Source organism: Streptococcus sp. HMSC065E03 (genome assembly GCF_001815045.1).
Classification (GTDB): domain Bacteria; phylum Bacillota; class Bacilli; order Lactobacillales; family Streptococcaceae; genus Streptococcus; species Streptococcus parasanguinis_AD.
This window is the reverse complement of sequence record NZ_KV818847.1, coordinates 246,354-262,054: the sequence shown is the minus strand read 5'-3', so window position 1 is coordinate 262,054 and position 15,701 is coordinate 246,354. Positions and strand designations below refer to the sequence as shown.

General features: G+C 36.2%; 13 protein-coding genes, 1 pseudogene and 1 other annotated feature. Of the genes and pseudogenes, 3 read left to right on the top strand and 11 right to left on the bottom strand.

Features of this window, described 5'->3' with window-relative positions:
- Positions 1-520: 520 nt before the first annotated feature.
- Positions 521-892: a hypothetical protein gene (locus HMPREF3002_RS04220; RefSeq protein WP_003004846.1), complete on the bottom strand. Its 372-nt coding sequence runs from the start codon at positions 890-892 to the stop codon at positions 521-523.
- 141 nt (positions 893-1,033) lie between these two features.
- Positions 1,034-4,873, bottom strand: coding sequence for an SEC10/PgrA surface exclusion domain-containing protein (locus HMPREF3002_RS04215; protein WP_049492994.1), 3,840 nt, complete (start codon positions 4,871-4,873; stop codon positions 1,034-1,036).
- A 160-nt stretch (positions 4,874-5,033) separates the two neighbouring features.
- On the opposite strand from HMPREF3002_RS04215, the gene HMPREF3002_RS04210 reads away from it, so the two are divergent.
- The gene (locus tag HMPREF3002_RS04210; protein WP_013903620.1) at positions 5,034-5,360 is read left to right on the top strand and encodes a helix-turn-helix domain-containing protein; all 327 of its coding nucleotides are present in this window, start codon (positions 5,034-5,036) and stop codon (positions 5,358-5,360) included.
- 69 nt (positions 5,361-5,429) lie between these two features.
- On the opposite strand, the gene HMPREF3002_RS04205 is transcribed toward HMPREF3002_RS04210, so the two are convergent.
- Complete coding sequence (locus HMPREF3002_RS04205) at positions 5,430-5,849, bottom strand: hypothetical protein (RefSeq protein ID WP_049492997.1); 420 nt, start codon at positions 5,847-5,849, stop codon at positions 5,430-5,432.
- 790 nt (positions 5,850-6,639) lie between these two features.
- Here HMPREF3002_RS04205 and HMPREF3002_RS04200 point away from each other — a divergent pair.
- Together HMPREF3002_RS04200 and HMPREF3002_RS04195 are read left to right on the top strand one after the other, a co-directional pair.
- Positions 6,640-7,605 (top strand): phage integrase N-terminal SAM-like domain-containing protein, encoded by a 966-nt coding sequence (locus tag HMPREF3002_RS04200; RefSeq protein WP_003004844.1) that lies wholly within the window; start codon positions 6,640-6,642, stop codon positions 7,603-7,605.
- A 151-nt stretch (positions 7,606-7,756) separates the two neighbouring features.
- Positions 7,757-8,056 carry a hypothetical protein gene (locus HMPREF3002_RS04195; protein ID WP_049493001.1) on the top strand — a complete coding sequence of 100 codons (300 nt, stop codon included), beginning with the start codon at positions 7,757-7,759 and terminating at the stop codon, positions 8,054-8,056.
- Positions 8,057-8,260: 204 nt separating this feature from the next.
- Here the strand turns inward: HMPREF3002_RS04195 and rplL are convergent, their stop codons facing one another.
- The 8 genes and pseudogenes from rplL to HMPREF3002_RS04155 all read right to left on the bottom strand — a co-directional run.
- A complete protein-coding gene (rplL, locus tag HMPREF3002_RS04190; protein WP_003001622.1) occupies positions 8,261-8,629 on the bottom strand; it encodes a 50S ribosomal protein L7/L12 in 369 nt (122 codons plus the stop codon).
- 74 nt (positions 8,630-8,703) lie between these two features.
- Positions 8,704-9,204, bottom strand: a complete 501-nt coding sequence (gene rplJ, locus HMPREF3002_RS04185; protein WP_003001722.1) for a 50S ribosomal protein L10 — start codon at positions 9,202-9,204, stop codon at positions 8,704-8,706.
- A gap of 38 nt (positions 9,205-9,242) precedes the next feature.
- Positions 9,243-9,377 (bottom strand) — a sequence feature (ribosomal protein L10 leader region).
- A gap of 61 nt (positions 9,378-9,438) precedes the next feature.
- A pseudogene (locus HMPREF3002_RS04180) lies at positions 9,439-10,236 on the bottom strand (formate/nitrite transporter family protein).
- Between the two features lie 167 nt (positions 10,237-10,403).
- Entirely contained in the window at positions 10,404-11,108 is a 705-nt protein-coding gene (locus HMPREF3002_RS04175; RefSeq protein ID WP_021153281.1) for a glucosaminidase domain-containing protein, read from the bottom strand.
- 149 nt (positions 11,109-11,257) lie between these two features.
- Positions 11,258-11,860, bottom strand: a complete 603-nt coding sequence (gene yihA, locus HMPREF3002_RS04170; protein WP_070662235.1) for a ribosome biogenesis GTP-binding protein YihA/YsxC — start codon at positions 11,858-11,860, stop codon at positions 11,258-11,260.
- Between the two features lie 11 nt (positions 11,861-11,871).
- Entirely contained in the window at positions 11,872-13,104 is a 1,233-nt protein-coding gene (gene clpX / locus HMPREF3002_RS04165; RefSeq protein ID WP_003007442.1) for an ATP-dependent Clp protease ATP-binding subunit ClpX, read from the bottom strand.
- Positions 13,105-13,312: 208 nt separating this feature from the next.
- The gene (locus HMPREF3002_RS04160) at positions 13,313-13,822 is read right to left on the bottom strand and encodes a dihydrofolate reductase (protein WP_031573107.1); all 510 of its coding nucleotides are present in this window, start codon (positions 13,820-13,822) and stop codon (positions 13,313-13,315) included.
- A 146-nt stretch (positions 13,823-13,968) separates the two neighbouring features.
- Positions 13,969-15,701: LPXTG cell wall anchor domain-containing protein (locus HMPREF3002_RS04155; protein ID WP_141754485.1), on the bottom strand; the 1,733-nt coding region annotated here is incomplete at its 5' end.

Below are 15,701 nucleotides of genomic sequence, written 5' to 3'. Positions count from 1 at the left end.
AGTAATTTATATTGTTTCATAATCTGGTTCATATCTTACTCCTTAAGTAACTCTGATGAGAGTATTATAATCCAAATATGAAAATCAGAAACAAACCTCCCGTATTTGGGACGCACTGAATAGTTTACACTAAGTATAAAAAAATTATAAAATAATTATTTTTTAAAATAAGAGGAGAACTCATATTTTTATTTATACTCAATGAAAATCAAAGAGCAAACTAGTAAACTAGCCGCAGGTTGCTAAAAACACTGTTTTGAGGTTGAAATGGAACTGACGTAGTCAGTATCCCTACACATACGGCAAGGCGACGTTGACGCGGTTTGAATTTTATTTTCGAAGAGTATTAACAATGAATATATCACACTAAACCAGATAGAATATACAAGGTATATATAGATAGCTAAAAAAGCCTTGGAATCATTCCAAGGCTTTCTCTATATTCTATTGCATCAATTTTCTTATTCCGATTTCAGTTGCGATAATTTCACGTATATTTAAAATAGATACTTAAATTATATTACTGTTTTTCAAAAGTTCCGTCTGCTACACGAAAATCACTGTTAACAGTTTCAATTGAATTAAATTGAATCTTTAAATATTTTACTTCTTTTTCATCTTTTCCAGGTAATTCAGCTTTAGCACTCGCTGCACTAGAAACCTTTAATTTGACGTATTTCCCAGCGATTTTCCAAGTTCCATCTCTAGATTCGTCTTTATTATTTGTTACTTCTAGTGTTTTATCGCTATTGAAAACGATAGTTGAATCGTGTTTACTATCATACCAAGTACCAATAATTTGCTTCTCTGGTCCTGAATTTTGATTCAAGAAAAAGAATACTCCACCGGCAACCGCAAGTACTAAAACAACTAAAGCAATAATTTTTTTCATTATTTTTCCTCCTATAAATATCTAAAGATATTTATTATTTTTTTAATATACCTAGTTTCACTAAAATCATTAGTAAAAAATCAAATTTTGAATGATAAACTTTTATTCATTACTACAATAAGAAATACTTACCAGCTTTTATTAATCACGATGTTTCCGTGATACTGAAATACCAAAACTACAAAGAACAATTCCCATTGCAAACACTAACCAATTCTCAATTGAACTTGTATTAGGCAAGGCTCTATTTGCAGCATATTTAGCTTGATTTCCAGCATAGCTATATACTCGTTCATTAGAAGTACTTTCTGGTATACTCTTTTCTAACGCAGGATTCAGAGAAATCATCTTGTGATCTACTTTATCGTTAAAGACTTCGCTTTGTCTTGTACGAGTATTTAAATAGGCTTCCCTAACTGCTTCATATTGTGCAGTTGCATCTAATTGATCTTGTAGAAATATTTTAAGTTTAGCTTCCTCTCTTGCTACATTCTCAAGTGCTAAACGATGCTCTTCAACTGCATTCTCATATGCTTCTTTTGCTTTCTTCAAATATGCATCAGCATTTTCAAGATGATCCAAAAGTGTTTCTAAAGCAACTAAATTAGTCTTTAATTTAGAAATTTCATTCTTTATTTGACTTTCTTTATCTTTTAACTCTTCAACCTTATTCTGACGGTTTCTGAGTTCTGCTTCATCTGTAGCTTTTACAGCTTTCATATCTGAAAGAACTTTAAGTTCTTTATCCAATTCTGCACGCGCATCTGCTAAAACTTTTTGTTTTGTTTGAATATCTGCATTTAGATTTTCAACCGCTGTTTGGGCTTTTGCATAACGAGTCTTGGCAGCAATCAATTGTCGAGAAGCCTCATCTAAATTCTTTTTCGCAAGAGGTGTCTTATCTGAGATTGAGTTTAATCTTGCAATCGTTTGACGTGTAGCATTTAAGGCTGCCAAATGTTTTTCATGAATTTTTGTTGCTTCATCTAAATTGTTTCTTGCAGTCTTATCTGTTGCTGTTGCTTTTTCAAGCTGCTCTTTTGCAGTTTCTAATGCTTTTTGCTTAACTTGAAGGTCTGCATTTAAGTTATCCAGAGCTGTTTGAGCTTTGATATATCTTGTTTCAGCATCTTCTTTTAGTTGTTTCGCATTGTCGTATTTCTTTTGTGCACTTGGAGTTTGATCAGGAACTGACATTAATTCTGCTACAAGTTTTTGAGTTTGTTTCAGATTTTGATTCGCATTTTGATTTTCTAGTTTTGCTTTTTCAAGATCAGATTTAGCTTTTACTTCTGCTGTTGTAGCCTGGTCTAAATTGTCTTTTGCATTTGCTAAAGCTTGACGCTTGCTTTGAATATCAGCATTTAATTGATCAAGTGCATCTTGAGCCTTATTAAATTGGGTTTGGGCTTCATTATAATTTTGTGTAGCGATTTCCAATTTAGTAGTAGCTGCAGGTGTTTGATCAGGAGTAGCTTTCAGAGCATCTAATTTTGCTGTCGTTTCTTTGAGAGCTTTTGTACTTTTATCGTTTTCTGATTTAGCTTTTTTCAAACGATTCTGTGCAGAATCATTTGCCGTATTTGCTGTAGTCTGCTTAGCTTTAGCAGCTGTTAATTCATCTTCCATTTTTGAAGTATCAAATGGAGTAGCTAGAGGTTTAGCAATCCCTTTATCATAATAATCGTCAACAGTTACAAAATGGTATTCACCAGTTTGTTCATCTTTAACATATTCAAGATGTGCATCTTGACCTTTGAATTCAATAAAGTGCATGCGTCCAACACCACTTGGTGTGAAACTATTTGCAGCTCCAATTGCCCGAATATTTGTAGGAGCTTTCTGCCCAATCATAAGTTTCATATGTCCAAAATAAGCATGAACATCATTTGTCATAAAACTAATTACAGCATCATATACCTCACGATACAATTGAGACATTGTTGCTTTACGAGTTTCTTTAGCTTCTGAATAATACGCACCATAACCAAGCAAAGTATTATCATAGCTCATGTTTTCTCCAGTCCATACGATGGAATCTAATCCATCTTTCGCTAAAGCAGTATCGCTGTGACTTGTGCTATATGGTTTATTTTCTTCAGCATAGGCTTTTGCAATGTTTTTGACACCCTGAACAGATTCTTCAGTGACAATATAATGATGACTACCCCAAACTTGGTCTTGCAGATTGTTGGCGAGAAGTGCATAATATTGGCTCAAAGCTTCAATTTGCTTGTCAGTTAAATTGTCTAAATCTACGACTGAATCATCGATCGGCAAAACAATATCCTTGTTTGACCATTCCTTTATGAATATATTTTGGTGTTCAGGGGAATATTCTGTTAATGCAGTTCCAAAATCATATTTACTATCTTTGAACCATTTTTGAATAACGTCGTTTAAGGCATTTTTATTTGCGTCTGAGTCATCAGCAAGGTAAGCCTTATAGGCATCAATGACATCTTGAGGCAATTGAGGAATAGTGAGATTTTTAATTGCTGCAATTTGTTGATTCAGCATTTCAACTGCTTGATCAGCCTTCTCTTTATTCTCTTTTGCTTCCTGAGCTACTGATGTTGCACTCGCTAGCTCATTTGAAGTTTCATTTACTTTAGCCTCTTCTTGGTTTTTCTTAGTAGTTAAAGCTGAAATTTCTGAAGCTTTTTTAGCATCATTTTGTTTAGCTGTTTTGAGCTCTTCTTCTGCACGAATCTTACTATTTTGTTTATTTGCTAAATCATTTGCTTTACTATCACGATTTGCAATTGTTTGGGCAAGTTGTGATTCAGAAGCATCAAGATTACTTTGCGCTGATACCTTATTTTCTTGAGCTTTCTTTAGATTCTCTTGTGCTTGTTTTTGTTTTTCCTCAGCAGATGACAAGTTTTTCGCCGTTTCTTGGCTTTTCTTTATTTGATCTGTTTCGACAGACTTTGCATTTTTTAGTGCAGTAGCTTTTTTATCATCCGCTTCTTTGGCACGATCGAGTTCCTGTTTTGCTGTATTTTCAGTTGCTGTTTTAGCATCTAAATTTATTTTAGCAGCATCACGTTCTGCTACAATTTCTTCAACGCCAGTACCGTCTAAAACTTTCTGAGCAGTTTCTTTCTCTTTTTGAGCCTTCACTAATGCACTCGCTGCTTCTTCTGCAACCTTTTTAGCATCTGCTAATTGTTTAGCAGAAACCTGACTAGCACTAAGTTGCGTTTTTTCATCAGCTGAAGCTTTACTGAGTTCTTCAGCTTTATTTTTGTCTTCGCTAATAGCATTTTCCAAAGCCTTTTTCGCTGATTCTTCTGCTGATTCTTTTTCAGCTACATCACTTTTTGCTTTGTCTCTTTCAGCAATGATTTCCGATGCTCCAGTACCATCAAGATTTTTTTGTGCAGTTTCTACTGCTTCCTCAGCTGTCGAAACTTTCTTTTCTTGCTCTGAAATTTTATCTTGATCTTTTTTAATAACCTCTGATTGCTGATTACGTTTCTTCTCAGCTTCTAGAACTTTATCAGTTGCATCTTTTTGTGAAGTTTCCTTTTTCTCAATATCAGCTTTTACTTCTGATATTTCATTCTTGGTTTTTTCAATTTTTTCAGGCGTAGCTGATTCTTTATTTGCTTCAGCATTCTTTAAGTTAACACTTTCTTTGGAAACTTTTGATCCAGCGACTGCTTCCGAAGTCTTAGCGTCTTCTAATGCACTTTCTTGATTTGAAACCGATTGATCCGTTTCTTCCTTGATCGTTCTTGCTTCTTCTACAACTTCAGAAGTTGGCGTTTTCGTTACAGTTGCAACTCCATTATGTACAAATACTCCGTCTACTTGTTTTATATTTGTAGACGAAGAAGTTGTCGATCCAGTACTTAATGTCGACTCATTTGGCTGAGTTGCAGTTACTTCATCCGCTTGTACAACGGAAATTCCCGCAAAAGCTGTAGCTATTGATACAGCAGATACAGTTGCTTTGATCGTTTTCTTTTTCATAATTCCCACCTTTATGATAGAGTATTGAGCAAATTATCACTATATAATTATAAACAACCGAATTATACTATATTTTAGCAACTTTGTAAAGTTGTAACCAACCTTTTAAGAACTAGAACCTAACCTTATAAGGCTGTAAAATAGTCTTAAGAGGTGAGCAATGTCAGAATTACAAAAGTATATAAGCAAACGAATACGGATTCTGCGGACCCAGTCAGGAATGACTCAGGAACAATTAGAAGAAAAAGCAGATCTTGGTACCAATTACGCGTATAAGTTAGAAAATTTAGAGCCCAATATAAAAATTAGTACTCTGGAGAAAATTATAGATGCGTTGAATGTTGATCTACAAACTTTTTTTGATTTAACACTTAAAGAAGAAAGTACTGACTTAGCACAGCTTATCGACACTATCAAATCTTTACCAGAGTACAAACAAAATAAAGTCATTTCAGCTATTAACACAATTATTAACGAGACAAAATAAAAAGAGTGGAAAAGGATAAGTATAAAAACGATTCCTTTCCCACTCTTTTTGTGCGTAAAAATATGGTTATTAGCTATTGGAGCCTGCGATTCTTGGGTAACCAAACGTCATATCGAGGTTATCATTCTCGTAATTCTTGATTAATTCCCAGAAATCTGCTACTGATAAAGCTGCAATTGATTCATGCCAATTGAATTTAAAAAACAAATCTAAGAGAAATTTAAATACTCGATGAACTTTGGCTGTCTGTTCTACAGTATCAAATGTAATCAAAATTTTCTCACACAATGGATCAATCAATTCAATTTCAATGCTATCATTTACAAAATTGAAAGACACTTCTTGATCCTGCTCATTCAAGATTGAGATATACTGATCCTCTTCAAATGTTGAATAAAACATTCTAATATTGACTTCTTCATTGTGATTAATTAACTCTGTAAGATATTGTTGGGTTAAATTAATCACATGGTTTTTATACGTTTTCATTTTGTTTTCCTCCGATTATTATTAAAAAATATTTTTCATTCGTGAATTTTCACGGTGGCCTTACTCTCTTTAATATTATTATTAAACGATTGTTCTTGAGCATCTGCTACCCCCTTTTTTTAAGGAACAAAAAAAGACAGTTCACCACTGCCTTTTTTTATCTATACTATTATTATGCCATTTTTTTGTAAAAATAAAAACAACATTTCCACTCCTAAAATAACGATGTTTTTCTTCTATCTTTATTTTTATAAAAATATGGCATACTATTATTATAAATTAAATTGAATTGAATAAGTAGAGCCATTAGTCATATGGGAGAAAGTTTGTTACCGGACACGGTTAACATACTTATTTCTCATATGCTAGTCATTGCAAAGGAAAAAACTAAGAAAAAAAGAAAGAAAATCTAAATGGTTATTCTCTACTGAATAACATGAAGTAAAGAATAACCATTTAGTAGATAAAAAAGTAAAGAAAAACGTGTTTAAGGTAAAATAAAAAAGGTAAAAATAAAAGTAAAAACTAAAAAAATAACTAGTTTAGCAAAGTAAAAAAATAATGTAATAAAAAAAGTAAAATAGAAAAGTTTTATTAGCTCGAACAAGCAATGACATCTTTATGATCCTTCCAAACATAGATCACGGTGAGTACTGAAAATCTATCGAAAACATTAAACTTCAAGAGTTAGCCTCGATGGGAAGAATCAAAAGCATACCCAGCTTTTAAAAAAAGGGTGGGAGGCAGTTTAACAATAATATGTACTATTTTAGATAGAAAGGAATGTATAATGCCAAGAAAAAGAAATTCCCTCAAGCACGATTTATTTATTGCAGCTTCAAAAAATATCACAAACAATCGAACGAGGACAAGCTATAAAAGAGCAATTACTCGCTTCACAAAGTGGGCTAAAGAACACAACATTAGGAAAAAATCAGATATTACTGAAGAAGCGATTCAACTATATCAACTAGATCTAAATGATGATCCAAAGCAATACTCTGTTGCTACAATTCATACTTATTTAGCACCTATCTGCAAAGCAGTTGATATCAATATGAATAGAATTAGAAAAGACAAGCGTTCAAGTGACAAAATTATCCGAGGTCGTGTAAAATCAAAAAACTCACAAGGTAAACATCAAGAAACAGACTCTCGCTTCTCTCGGCTGGTTAATTTTCAGAGGGCAGTTGGGATTCGTAGATCCGAATTAAAAAAATTAAAAGGAAAAGATATTCGAAAAGATAATAATGGAAATTACTATGTTTTAGTTCAGCGTGGGAAGGGAGGAAAATTTCAACCTCAACTTATTCTTCCTCAAGATGTTCCAGTAGTCCTCGATACTTTTAAAAATAAACAAGAGGATGATTATATCTTTACAGATGTGGAAATGAATAATCTAATCAATCTACATGGGATGCGAGCTCAACATGCAAGAGAGTGTTATTACTTCTACTTGAAGAAACTCCAAGATAATCCAAATTTCAAGGTGAATTTAAAAAATTTTTTAATAGAACGTTGGGAGGTTGGTCACCAAAATTTAAGGGATAAATCATTAAAGAAATTTGAAAAACAAAAGAAAAACTTCATTAATGAACTAAGAGATGAACCTTATAAAATTCGTGGATCAAACTATAAAAAAGCCTTAAATTCAGCCCTGCCTACAAAATATAATCGTTTAGCCTTGATGGCTGTCTCGGTCTTCCATCTTTCCCACTGGCGTCTATCCGTTACAGTGACCAACTATATTCTTTAAAGTATTTCATTTTCGACTAAAAAATGAAGAAAAAAAAACGGAAAAAAACAGTTTTTCGACGTTTTTATGGCATACTTAAAATATGGGTTGTTGTATGGCTAATAGTTTTAACACATTTTACAGACATGGTATAAATTTAAAGGAGAAAAAGATGTCAATTAAAAATCAGTTACAAAGAGAATTCAAAGGTTCAAATTTTGAAATTCGTGAAAAATTAATAACAGATACCTACTTCACTAGCTTTTTAGAATACGTTAGTTCACCTGAATCAATCTCAAAATTAATTGAAGAAGGCTATGCTGATAAAAGAAATCAGTTAAATGAATACATTGATTTTGCACTTTATCATAATTTAATTACTATGCGAAATAGTATTATTCAAGCTACTGATCTTGGTTTAGCTTGGGTGTGGTGGGCATATGCACCAGTTGAAGGCGATGATTGGATTTAGTTTAAAACATCACCATGCTTTCTGCATAAGGTAAAACTAACAAAGGGATTATATAGTCTATTTTGTTGTAGAAAAAAATCCCCGCCAAGATCTAACTTGGCGGGGATTTGGTGGGGAATAACTCCCCTCTTTAAGATTTAAATCACCTTAAGCAATTCTTAACCTTAATATACTAGGCTTTCGCATTCAATTTGCGTTACTCTATTATTTAAGAGTAACTGAAGCTCCAGCTTCTTCCAATTTACCTTTGATTTCTTCAGCTTCAGCTGCAGCAACACCTTCTTTGATGACACCAGGTGCACCATCAACAAGTTCTTTAGCTTCTTTAAGACCAAGACCAGTGATTTCACGTACAACTTTGATAACGCCGACTTTCTTGTCGCCTGCAGATGTCAATTCGATATCGAATGAATCTTTAGCAGCACCTGCGTCAGCAGCACCAGCTGCAGCAACAGCTACAGGAGCAGCTGCAGTTACACCAAATTCTTCTTCGATAGCTTTTACAAGGTCGTTCAATTCAAGGATTGAAGCTTCTTTAATTTCAGCAATAATGTTTTCAATGTTCAATGCCATTGTTATTTCCTCCAAATAAGTTTTAATTTTATGTTTTTATTTTTTGTAGCTAGGCTACGCTGCGTAGCTTAAGATTAAGCTGCGTCTTCTTTGTTGTCTGCAACCGCTTTGACTGCAAGAGCAACGTTGCGCACTGGCGCTTGAAGTACAGAAAGGAGCATAGAAAGAAGTCCTTCGCGGTTTGGAAGAGTTGCAAGTGCAAGAATCTCTTCTTTAGATGCGACAGCGCCTTCGATTGCACCACCTTTGATTTCAAGTGCTTCAGCGTCTTTTGCAAAATCGTTCAAGATTTTCGCAGGTGCGATAACATCTTCGTTAGAAAATGCTACTGCAGAAGGTCCAACGAATACAGATGCAAGATCTTCAAGACCAGCTTTTTCAGCTGCACGACGCAAGATTGAGTTTTTGATAACTTTAAACTCAACTTCGCTTCCGCGAAGGTTGCGACGGAGAACTGTATCTTGCTCAACTGTCAAACCGCGAGAATCTACAACGACGATTGATGCAGCAGCTTTCATTTTTTCAGCTACCACGTCAACAAGTTCCGCTTTTTTAGCAATAATTGCTTCACTCATTAGTGTGTTCACCTCCGTAATTATTTTGCTTGGGGAATTTTTCCAAAAGAAAAACGCGCCCAAACCTAGACACGAAAGTACAATACGCTTCTTTTAATTGATACGTTTTGTCCTCGGTAGGATCTTTATGAGTCGAGCTCCCCTACTGTCTTAGGCAGTTTTTTCAAACCGTAGATTAGTTTATCATATATAAAAAAAGAATGCAAGTACTTTTGCAAACTTTTTTTATATTTTTTAATCGTTATAAAGACTCTTGATATTATTCAACCAAGCATAGGCTAGTCCCATTAGGACTCCTCCTCCTACCCAGTTGGCAAAGAAGGTTACGCTATAGTGACGTAAAATATTTAAAAACTCAAAATGTGGCAATTGGCTAGAAACTGAATTAAAGCTCAATAATGAGAAGGAAGCAAAGTTTGCAGCCAAGTGTTCATTGGTCATAAAGACAAACATATAAATAGCAGAGAGGGCTAAGAGCACCTTGGCTGTTTCATCTTTGAAATATAAATAAGAAAGAATAGCAATATTTACAAAGATATTGGCAATAACCCCTTCAAAGAAAACCACTTGATTGCTTCGTTGGAGTTTATTTTCTGCCACCGTAGCTAGGAATCCTTTTGGATCGATATGTGCGAAGGCAGTTGTTTGATTGAAAAGAAAAGCGACGATTAAAGCACCAATTAAATTAAAGAAGGTACAATAAAGAAGAATTTCCAGCGCTTTCTTCCAATTAATTTTCTTTAGATAGGTCCCCGCCGTCAAATACATCATATTTGAGGTGGTTAATTCCGCATTTAAGAATAAGAGGTATACCAAACCCCAGGCAAAGATGAATGGAAATAGAAAACGACCAGATCCAGGTACAAAGGTATTTAATAAGTCAGCTGCAACTGCTCCGACCGCCGTACTTAAAGTAAGAAATCCTCCAGCAAAAATAGAACGGACTGCATAGCGCGTTTTAGATTTCTGTTAGAGATCTTCCTTCTTATTACACGCCGCTCCAACTTTTTGAATAAAATTAGATTCAGACATACTATTCTCCTTATATAATGTTTGTGAACAAAATCATTATATCATAGAGAGAAAAGTTTGAAAAGGTTTTCAGGAAGAATTCTTAACTTTTCATCATATACGTTTTATATCGAATATCACTGTGTGCTAAAAACAAATAAAAAAACAGGCATCTGCCTGTTTTAGTTTTAATAATTCAAACGGTTTGCCCAAGCGATATCCAAATTCAAGATTTCTTGTGAAGTGAACTGTTGACGATATGGATTGTATACCGAACCTGTAATACCACCTTGAACATTTGGTGAATCGTATTGAGTTAAATTATAAGTTTCAATGATGTTATTAAGTTTTGCATAGTAGCTTGTGTCTGTCGCATAAACACCTGTCAAAGCTGCTGTTGCATCTTGATAACTAGAGGTGTTGCTCTTCCATGCACCTGCAAAATGTCCTTGTTTCAAAACAGCTACGTAGTCCTGCAATGATTCGTAGTAAGATGGGTAAGAACGAAATGCGTCATTAATCGTATAGGCATTTCCAGCACCATCATCTTCCCAAGTTTGCATTACTGCAGATTGACCAGCATAACTTCCTTTTATCCCGAAAAGGTTGTAATGCGGATAAGAAGACAAGCCAGACTGACCTGATCCACTTTCAAGAATGGCTTGTGCGATCATAACGGAAGCATAAAGGTCATTCTCTTGACCGAGCTGACGAGCTGACTCACCAATTTGTGAGATGAAAGCTTCAGTAGGGTCTGAATAAGCTTGGTAAGTTCCATCATTAGCACCAACTGATGTGACGTGCTCGCTCATAGCAGCAGCAAATGTCCCCACTGCTAATACAGAAACGAACAAACCAAATAATTTCGTTTTATTCCGTATTTTCTTTTTCATAATACAATTTATCTCCAATTAATTTTTTATCATCTTTTATCTTTATAGAGATTATACCATATAAATAGAAGAAAACAAAGGCACTTATATTACACTTGTATTACAATTGCGAGATAAATCCAAAACAAAAATGACATTTTCATGTCATTTCAATTTATTTCGTAAAACGCATTTTCTAAAATAGCATCCCATGACTTCTCTAGTCCTTCTTTGGTGACCGAAGAAAAGACAATAAAGGTGTCAGCTGGATCAAAATCTAGTTTTTTCTTGATAATCGATTCATGTTTATTCCATTTTCCACGCGGAATCTTATCTGCCTTGGTAGCAACTAAGATCACAGGAATCTCATAATATTTTAAGAACTCATACATCTGAACATCATCTGCAGAAGGTTCATGACGAAAATCGACTAGGCTAACGACTGCTTTTAAGTTCTCACGACTAGTAAGGTATTCTTCGATCATCCGCCCCCACTTCTCGCGCTCTTTTTTCGAGACACGTGCATAGCCATAACCAGGTACGTCTACCAAACGGAGTTTATCATCGATATTAAAGAAATTGAGCAATTGAGTTTTTCCTGGTTTCCCAGATGTTCTGGCCAGGTTTTTTCGATTTAAGAGAGTATTAATAAAAGAAGACTTGCCGACATTGGATCGACCGGCAAGTGCAACTTCTGGAATCTCATCTTGAGGATAATGACTCTTATTTGCAGCGCTTAAGAGGATATCCGCATTATGTGTGTTAATTTCCATATTTTATCTTTCTAGGCTGTTTCGAGAATTGGTTTTTCAGTTCCATCTACAGCTTCTTTTGTAATTCGAACAAGTTTGACATTTTCTTGACTTGGAATTTCAAACATGACATCCATCATCGTTTCTTCGATAATCGAACGAAGTCCACGAGCTCCTGTTTTTCTTTCGATGGCTTTATTGGCAATCTCTTGAAGGGCTTCATCATCGAATTCCAATTCAACATTATCATAAGAGAGCAAGGTTTGATATTGTTTTACCAAGGCATTGCGTGGCTCTTTCAAGATACGGACAAGGTCGTCAACTGTCAATTGCTCAAGAGCAGCAAAGACTGGAAGACGTCCGATCAATTCTGGGATAATCCCGAATTTTTGAATATCTTCTGCTACGATTTCTTGCATGTAAGAGCTTGATTCATCAATAGCTTTATTGTTCTTACCGAAACCGATGACTTTTTCACCGAGACGTTGTTTGACAATTTCTTCGATCCCGTCAAAAGCCCCACCCACGATGAAGAGAATATTCTTGGTATCCACTTGGATCATCTCTTGTTGTGGGTGTTTGCGTCCACCTTGTGGTGGGACACTAGCGACAGTTCCTTCGATAATCTTCAAGAGGGCTTGTTGTACCCCTTCACCAGAAACGTCACGTGTGATAGAAACATTTTCACTCTTCTTAGCGATCTTATCGATTTCATCGACATAGATAATTCCTCGTTCAGCACGTTCGATGTTGAAATCAGCCGCTTGAAGAAGTTTCAAAAGAATATTTTCAACGTCTTCACCCACATAACCAGCTTCTGTCAAGGCTGTTGCATCTGCAATGGCAAATGGGACATTCAAGCTACGTGCTAAGGTTTGGGCCAAGAAAGTCTTACCTGAACCAGTAGGGCCGATCATGAGGATGTTTGATTTTTGCAATTCAACATCTGTCTCGTCTTCGCGCGTATCGTGGAAGTTGATGCGTTTGTAGTGGTTGTATACCGCTACAGCAAGGGCACGTTTGGCACGATCTTGACCGATCACATAGTGGTTCAAGATATTGAGCAATTCGATTGGTTTTGGAACTTCGCTAAGGTCTGCAAGAACTTCTTCTGCTAGCTCCTCGCGGATAATTTCTTGTGCTAACTCTACACATTCATTACAGATAAACGCATTGTTTCCTGCAATGATTTTTTGGACTTCATCTTGACTCTTTCCGCAAAATGAACAATAAACCATCATATCATTATTTTGATTCGTTGGCATGTATTTCCTCTTTCTGTCATTTTCTGTTTCTATTTAGTTTAAAATAAGGTCATGTAAAAGGCGTGAATGGAATTCACAAGATTGGTAAAAGCATTTAGTAAGAATAAAATAGCGAGGCCAAACCGTTTTTTACGAAAGGTTTGTAAGGCGCAAATCAAACAGATGACACATAGGACAGCTGTAAAAAAACCAAAGACACTTCGCTCCATTAGTCTAAATCCTTTCTCTTATAATAGTTGACCGTAAAATCATATGGGTTCTTCTCATCTTTCGGATGATGGACTTGACGGACTCTTTCATAGCGGTTCTCTTCAAATTTTGGTGCCAATGTATCTCCATCAATCGTTGCATGAATCATGGTCTGGATCAATTCTTCTAACTGGTCAGAGAAGAGCTTTAAAATCTGACTGCCTCCAATAATGTAAAGATTCTTCTCTTGGTTCTGGTACCACTCCAAGACTTCTTCTTTGCTGTGCATGACGAGTACAGCATCGTTTTCAGGATCATAGGCTTGATCTTGCGTTAAGATAATACTAGTCCGACCTGGTAGAACCCGTTTTTTCATACCATCAAAGGTCACTCTTCCCATGAGAATGGCTTGTCCCATGGTTGTTTCTTTGAAATGTTGAAGCTCAGCTGGCAGATGCCAAGGCATGACTTGGTCCTTTCCAATAATGCCATTTTCAGTTTGAGCCCAGATACCAATTATCTTTTTCATTCTCTCATCCTTTACACTGATACTTCTATTTTATCAAATTTTCTTATAAAAGACTGATTTCAACTATCTAGTTTGGAGGATATTTTTTAAATACAAACAGAAAAAAACCGCGAGATTTTCGCGGTTTTTCTTAGCCACAAGTTAGCTTAGTCTTCTTTTTTGCGTTTTGCAAATCCGAATAATGACAGACCTGCTAAAGCACTAAAGATTGCAAGACCAGCAGTAGAAGATTCTTTTGTTCCTGTGTTTGGAAGTTGTGCAGTAGGATTTTGTGGATCGATATACTTCACTTCTTCTTTCGTTTCTGGAACGACAGGAATCGTTGGTTCTTCTGGTTTTGGTTGTGGAGTAGGTTGTGGTTGTGGAGTAGGCTGTGGAGTAGGCTGTGGCTGTGGCTCTGGTGTCGGAGTTGGATCCGGCATTGGAGTTGGTGTCACAGTCTTCTTGTAGATATGTTGAGTGTTTCCATCTTTATCTACAACAGTCTTCACGAAGTCATAACCTGGGATATCCTTCTTCGGTTGTTCCCCATCTTCTGTTGGGTTACCTGGGATTGGGTCCCCATTTTCGTCTACATATGAAGTCGTAACTTTTTCATAGACGTGTTCTGTATCACCATTAGGCAATTTCTTCGTTTCCACAAAGCGGTAACCTGGAATTTCAGCTTTTGGTTCTTCTCCATCAACTGTAGGATATCCTGGGATTTCCTTACCTTCTTTATCAACAAACTTAGTGATTGGAAGGACAGTTGGTGTGTAAGTTGCAGAAGCTTTTGTTCCGTTCACATCTTCACGAACCACTGTCACTGCTGGTGCAGTTCCTGTGAATTCAGGTTCTGGAGTGAATGTTACTGTTCCGTCTGCTGCTACTGTGTAAGTACCAACACCTGGAATTGTCTTCGTAGTTGAACCATCTTCAAAGGTTGCTGGAACCTTGTCATTCATTGGTACACGGCTATCACCTTCTGTGAAGGTTGGTTTGCCTGTTTGGGTTTGACCCTTCTTACCAATTGAAGTAACTGATTCTGCAGTTGGTGTAACTGGTGTTACTGTTGGTGTGTAAGTAGCGGTAATTGATGTACCGTTCTTATCAACACGTTTCACGGTTACGCCTGTACCTGTTCCTGTGAATGATTTTTCTGGTACAAAGGTTACAGTTCCGTCTGGAGAAACGGTGTAAGTTCCTTCTCCTGGAATAACTTTAGTAGTTGATCCATCTTCAAAGGTTGCTGGTACATCATCATCCATTGGTACACTTGGGTTACCAGGCGTGAAGCTTGGTTTACCAGTTTGTGTTTGACCTTGGATATCTGTAGATGTTGCAGGATCAGCTGTTGGAGTCACAGGAGTTACTGTTGGTGTATAAGTTGCGGAAGCTTTGGTTCCGTTCTTATCTTCACGAACCACTGTCACTGCTGGTGCAGTTCCGACAAATGATTTCTCTGGTACAAATGTAACTGTTCCGTCTGGGGCTACAGTATAAGTACCAACACCTTCAACTGTCTTCGTAATTGAACCATCGTCAAATGTTGCTGGAACATCATCGTTCATTGGTACACGGCTGTCACCTTCAGTAAATACAGGTTTACCTGTTTGAGTTGCACCTTGCACATCAGTAGATACTGCTGGAGTTGCAGTTGGTGTAACAGGCGTTACAGTTGGTGTGTAAGTTGCGGAAGCTTTGGTTCCGTTCTTATCTTCACGAACCACTGTCACTGCTGGTGCAGTTCCGACAAATGATTTCTCTGGTACAAATGTAACTGTTCCGTCTGGGGCTACAGTATAAGTACCAACGCCATCTACTGTCTTCGTAGTTGAACCATCGTCAAATGTTGCTGGAACATCGTCGTTCATTGGTACACGGCTGTCACCTTCAGTAA

What these genes read in the sequence shown, in the direction of transcription:
- HMPREF3002_RS04220 (WP_003004846.1), bottom strand. Translation starts at nt 892, where the DNA reads ATGAAAAAAATTATTGCTTTAGTTGTTTTAGTACTTGCGGTTGCCGGT.
- HMPREF3002_RS04215 (WP_049492994.1), bottom strand. Translation starts at nt 4,873, where the DNA reads ATGAAAAAGAAAACGATCAAAGCAACTGTATCTGCTGTATCAATAGCT.
- HMPREF3002_RS04210 (WP_013903620.1), top strand. Translation starts at nt 5,034, where the DNA reads ATGTCAGAATTACAAAAGTATATAAGCAAACGAATACGGATTCTGCGG.
- HMPREF3002_RS04205 (WP_049492997.1), bottom strand. Translation starts at nt 5,849, where the DNA reads ATGAAAACGTATAAAAACCATGTGATTAATTTAACCCAACAATATCTT.
- HMPREF3002_RS04200 (WP_003004844.1), top strand. Translation starts at nt 6,640, where the DNA reads ATGCCAAGAAAAAGAAATTCCCTCAAGCACGATTTATTTATTGCAGCT.
- HMPREF3002_RS04195 (WP_049493001.1), top strand. Translation starts at nt 7,757, where the DNA reads ATGTCAATTAAAAATCAGTTACAAAGAGAATTCAAAGGTTCAAATTTT.
- rplL (WP_003001622.1), bottom strand. Translation starts at nt 8,629, where the DNA reads ATGGCATTGAACATTGAAAACATTATTGCTGAAATTAAAGAAGCTTCA.
- rplJ (WP_003001722.1), bottom strand. Translation starts at nt 9,204, where the DNA reads ATGAGTGAAGCAATTATTGCTAAAAAAGCGGAACTTGTTGACGTGGTA.
- HMPREF3002_RS04175 (WP_021153281.1), bottom strand. Translation starts at nt 11,108, where the DNA reads ATGAAAAAGAAAATACGGAATAAAACGAAATTATTTGGTTTGTTCGTT.
- yihA (WP_070662235.1), bottom strand. Translation starts at nt 11,860, where the DNA reads ATGGAAATTAACACACATAATGCGGATATCCTCTTAAGCGCTGCAAAT.
- clpX (WP_003007442.1), bottom strand. Translation starts at nt 13,104, where the DNA reads ATGCCAACGAATCAAAATAATGATATGATGGTTTATTGTTCATTTTGC.
- HMPREF3002_RS04160 (WP_031573107.1), bottom strand. Translation starts at nt 13,822, where the DNA reads ATGAAAAAGATAATTGGTATCTGGGCTCAAACTGAAAATGGCATTATT.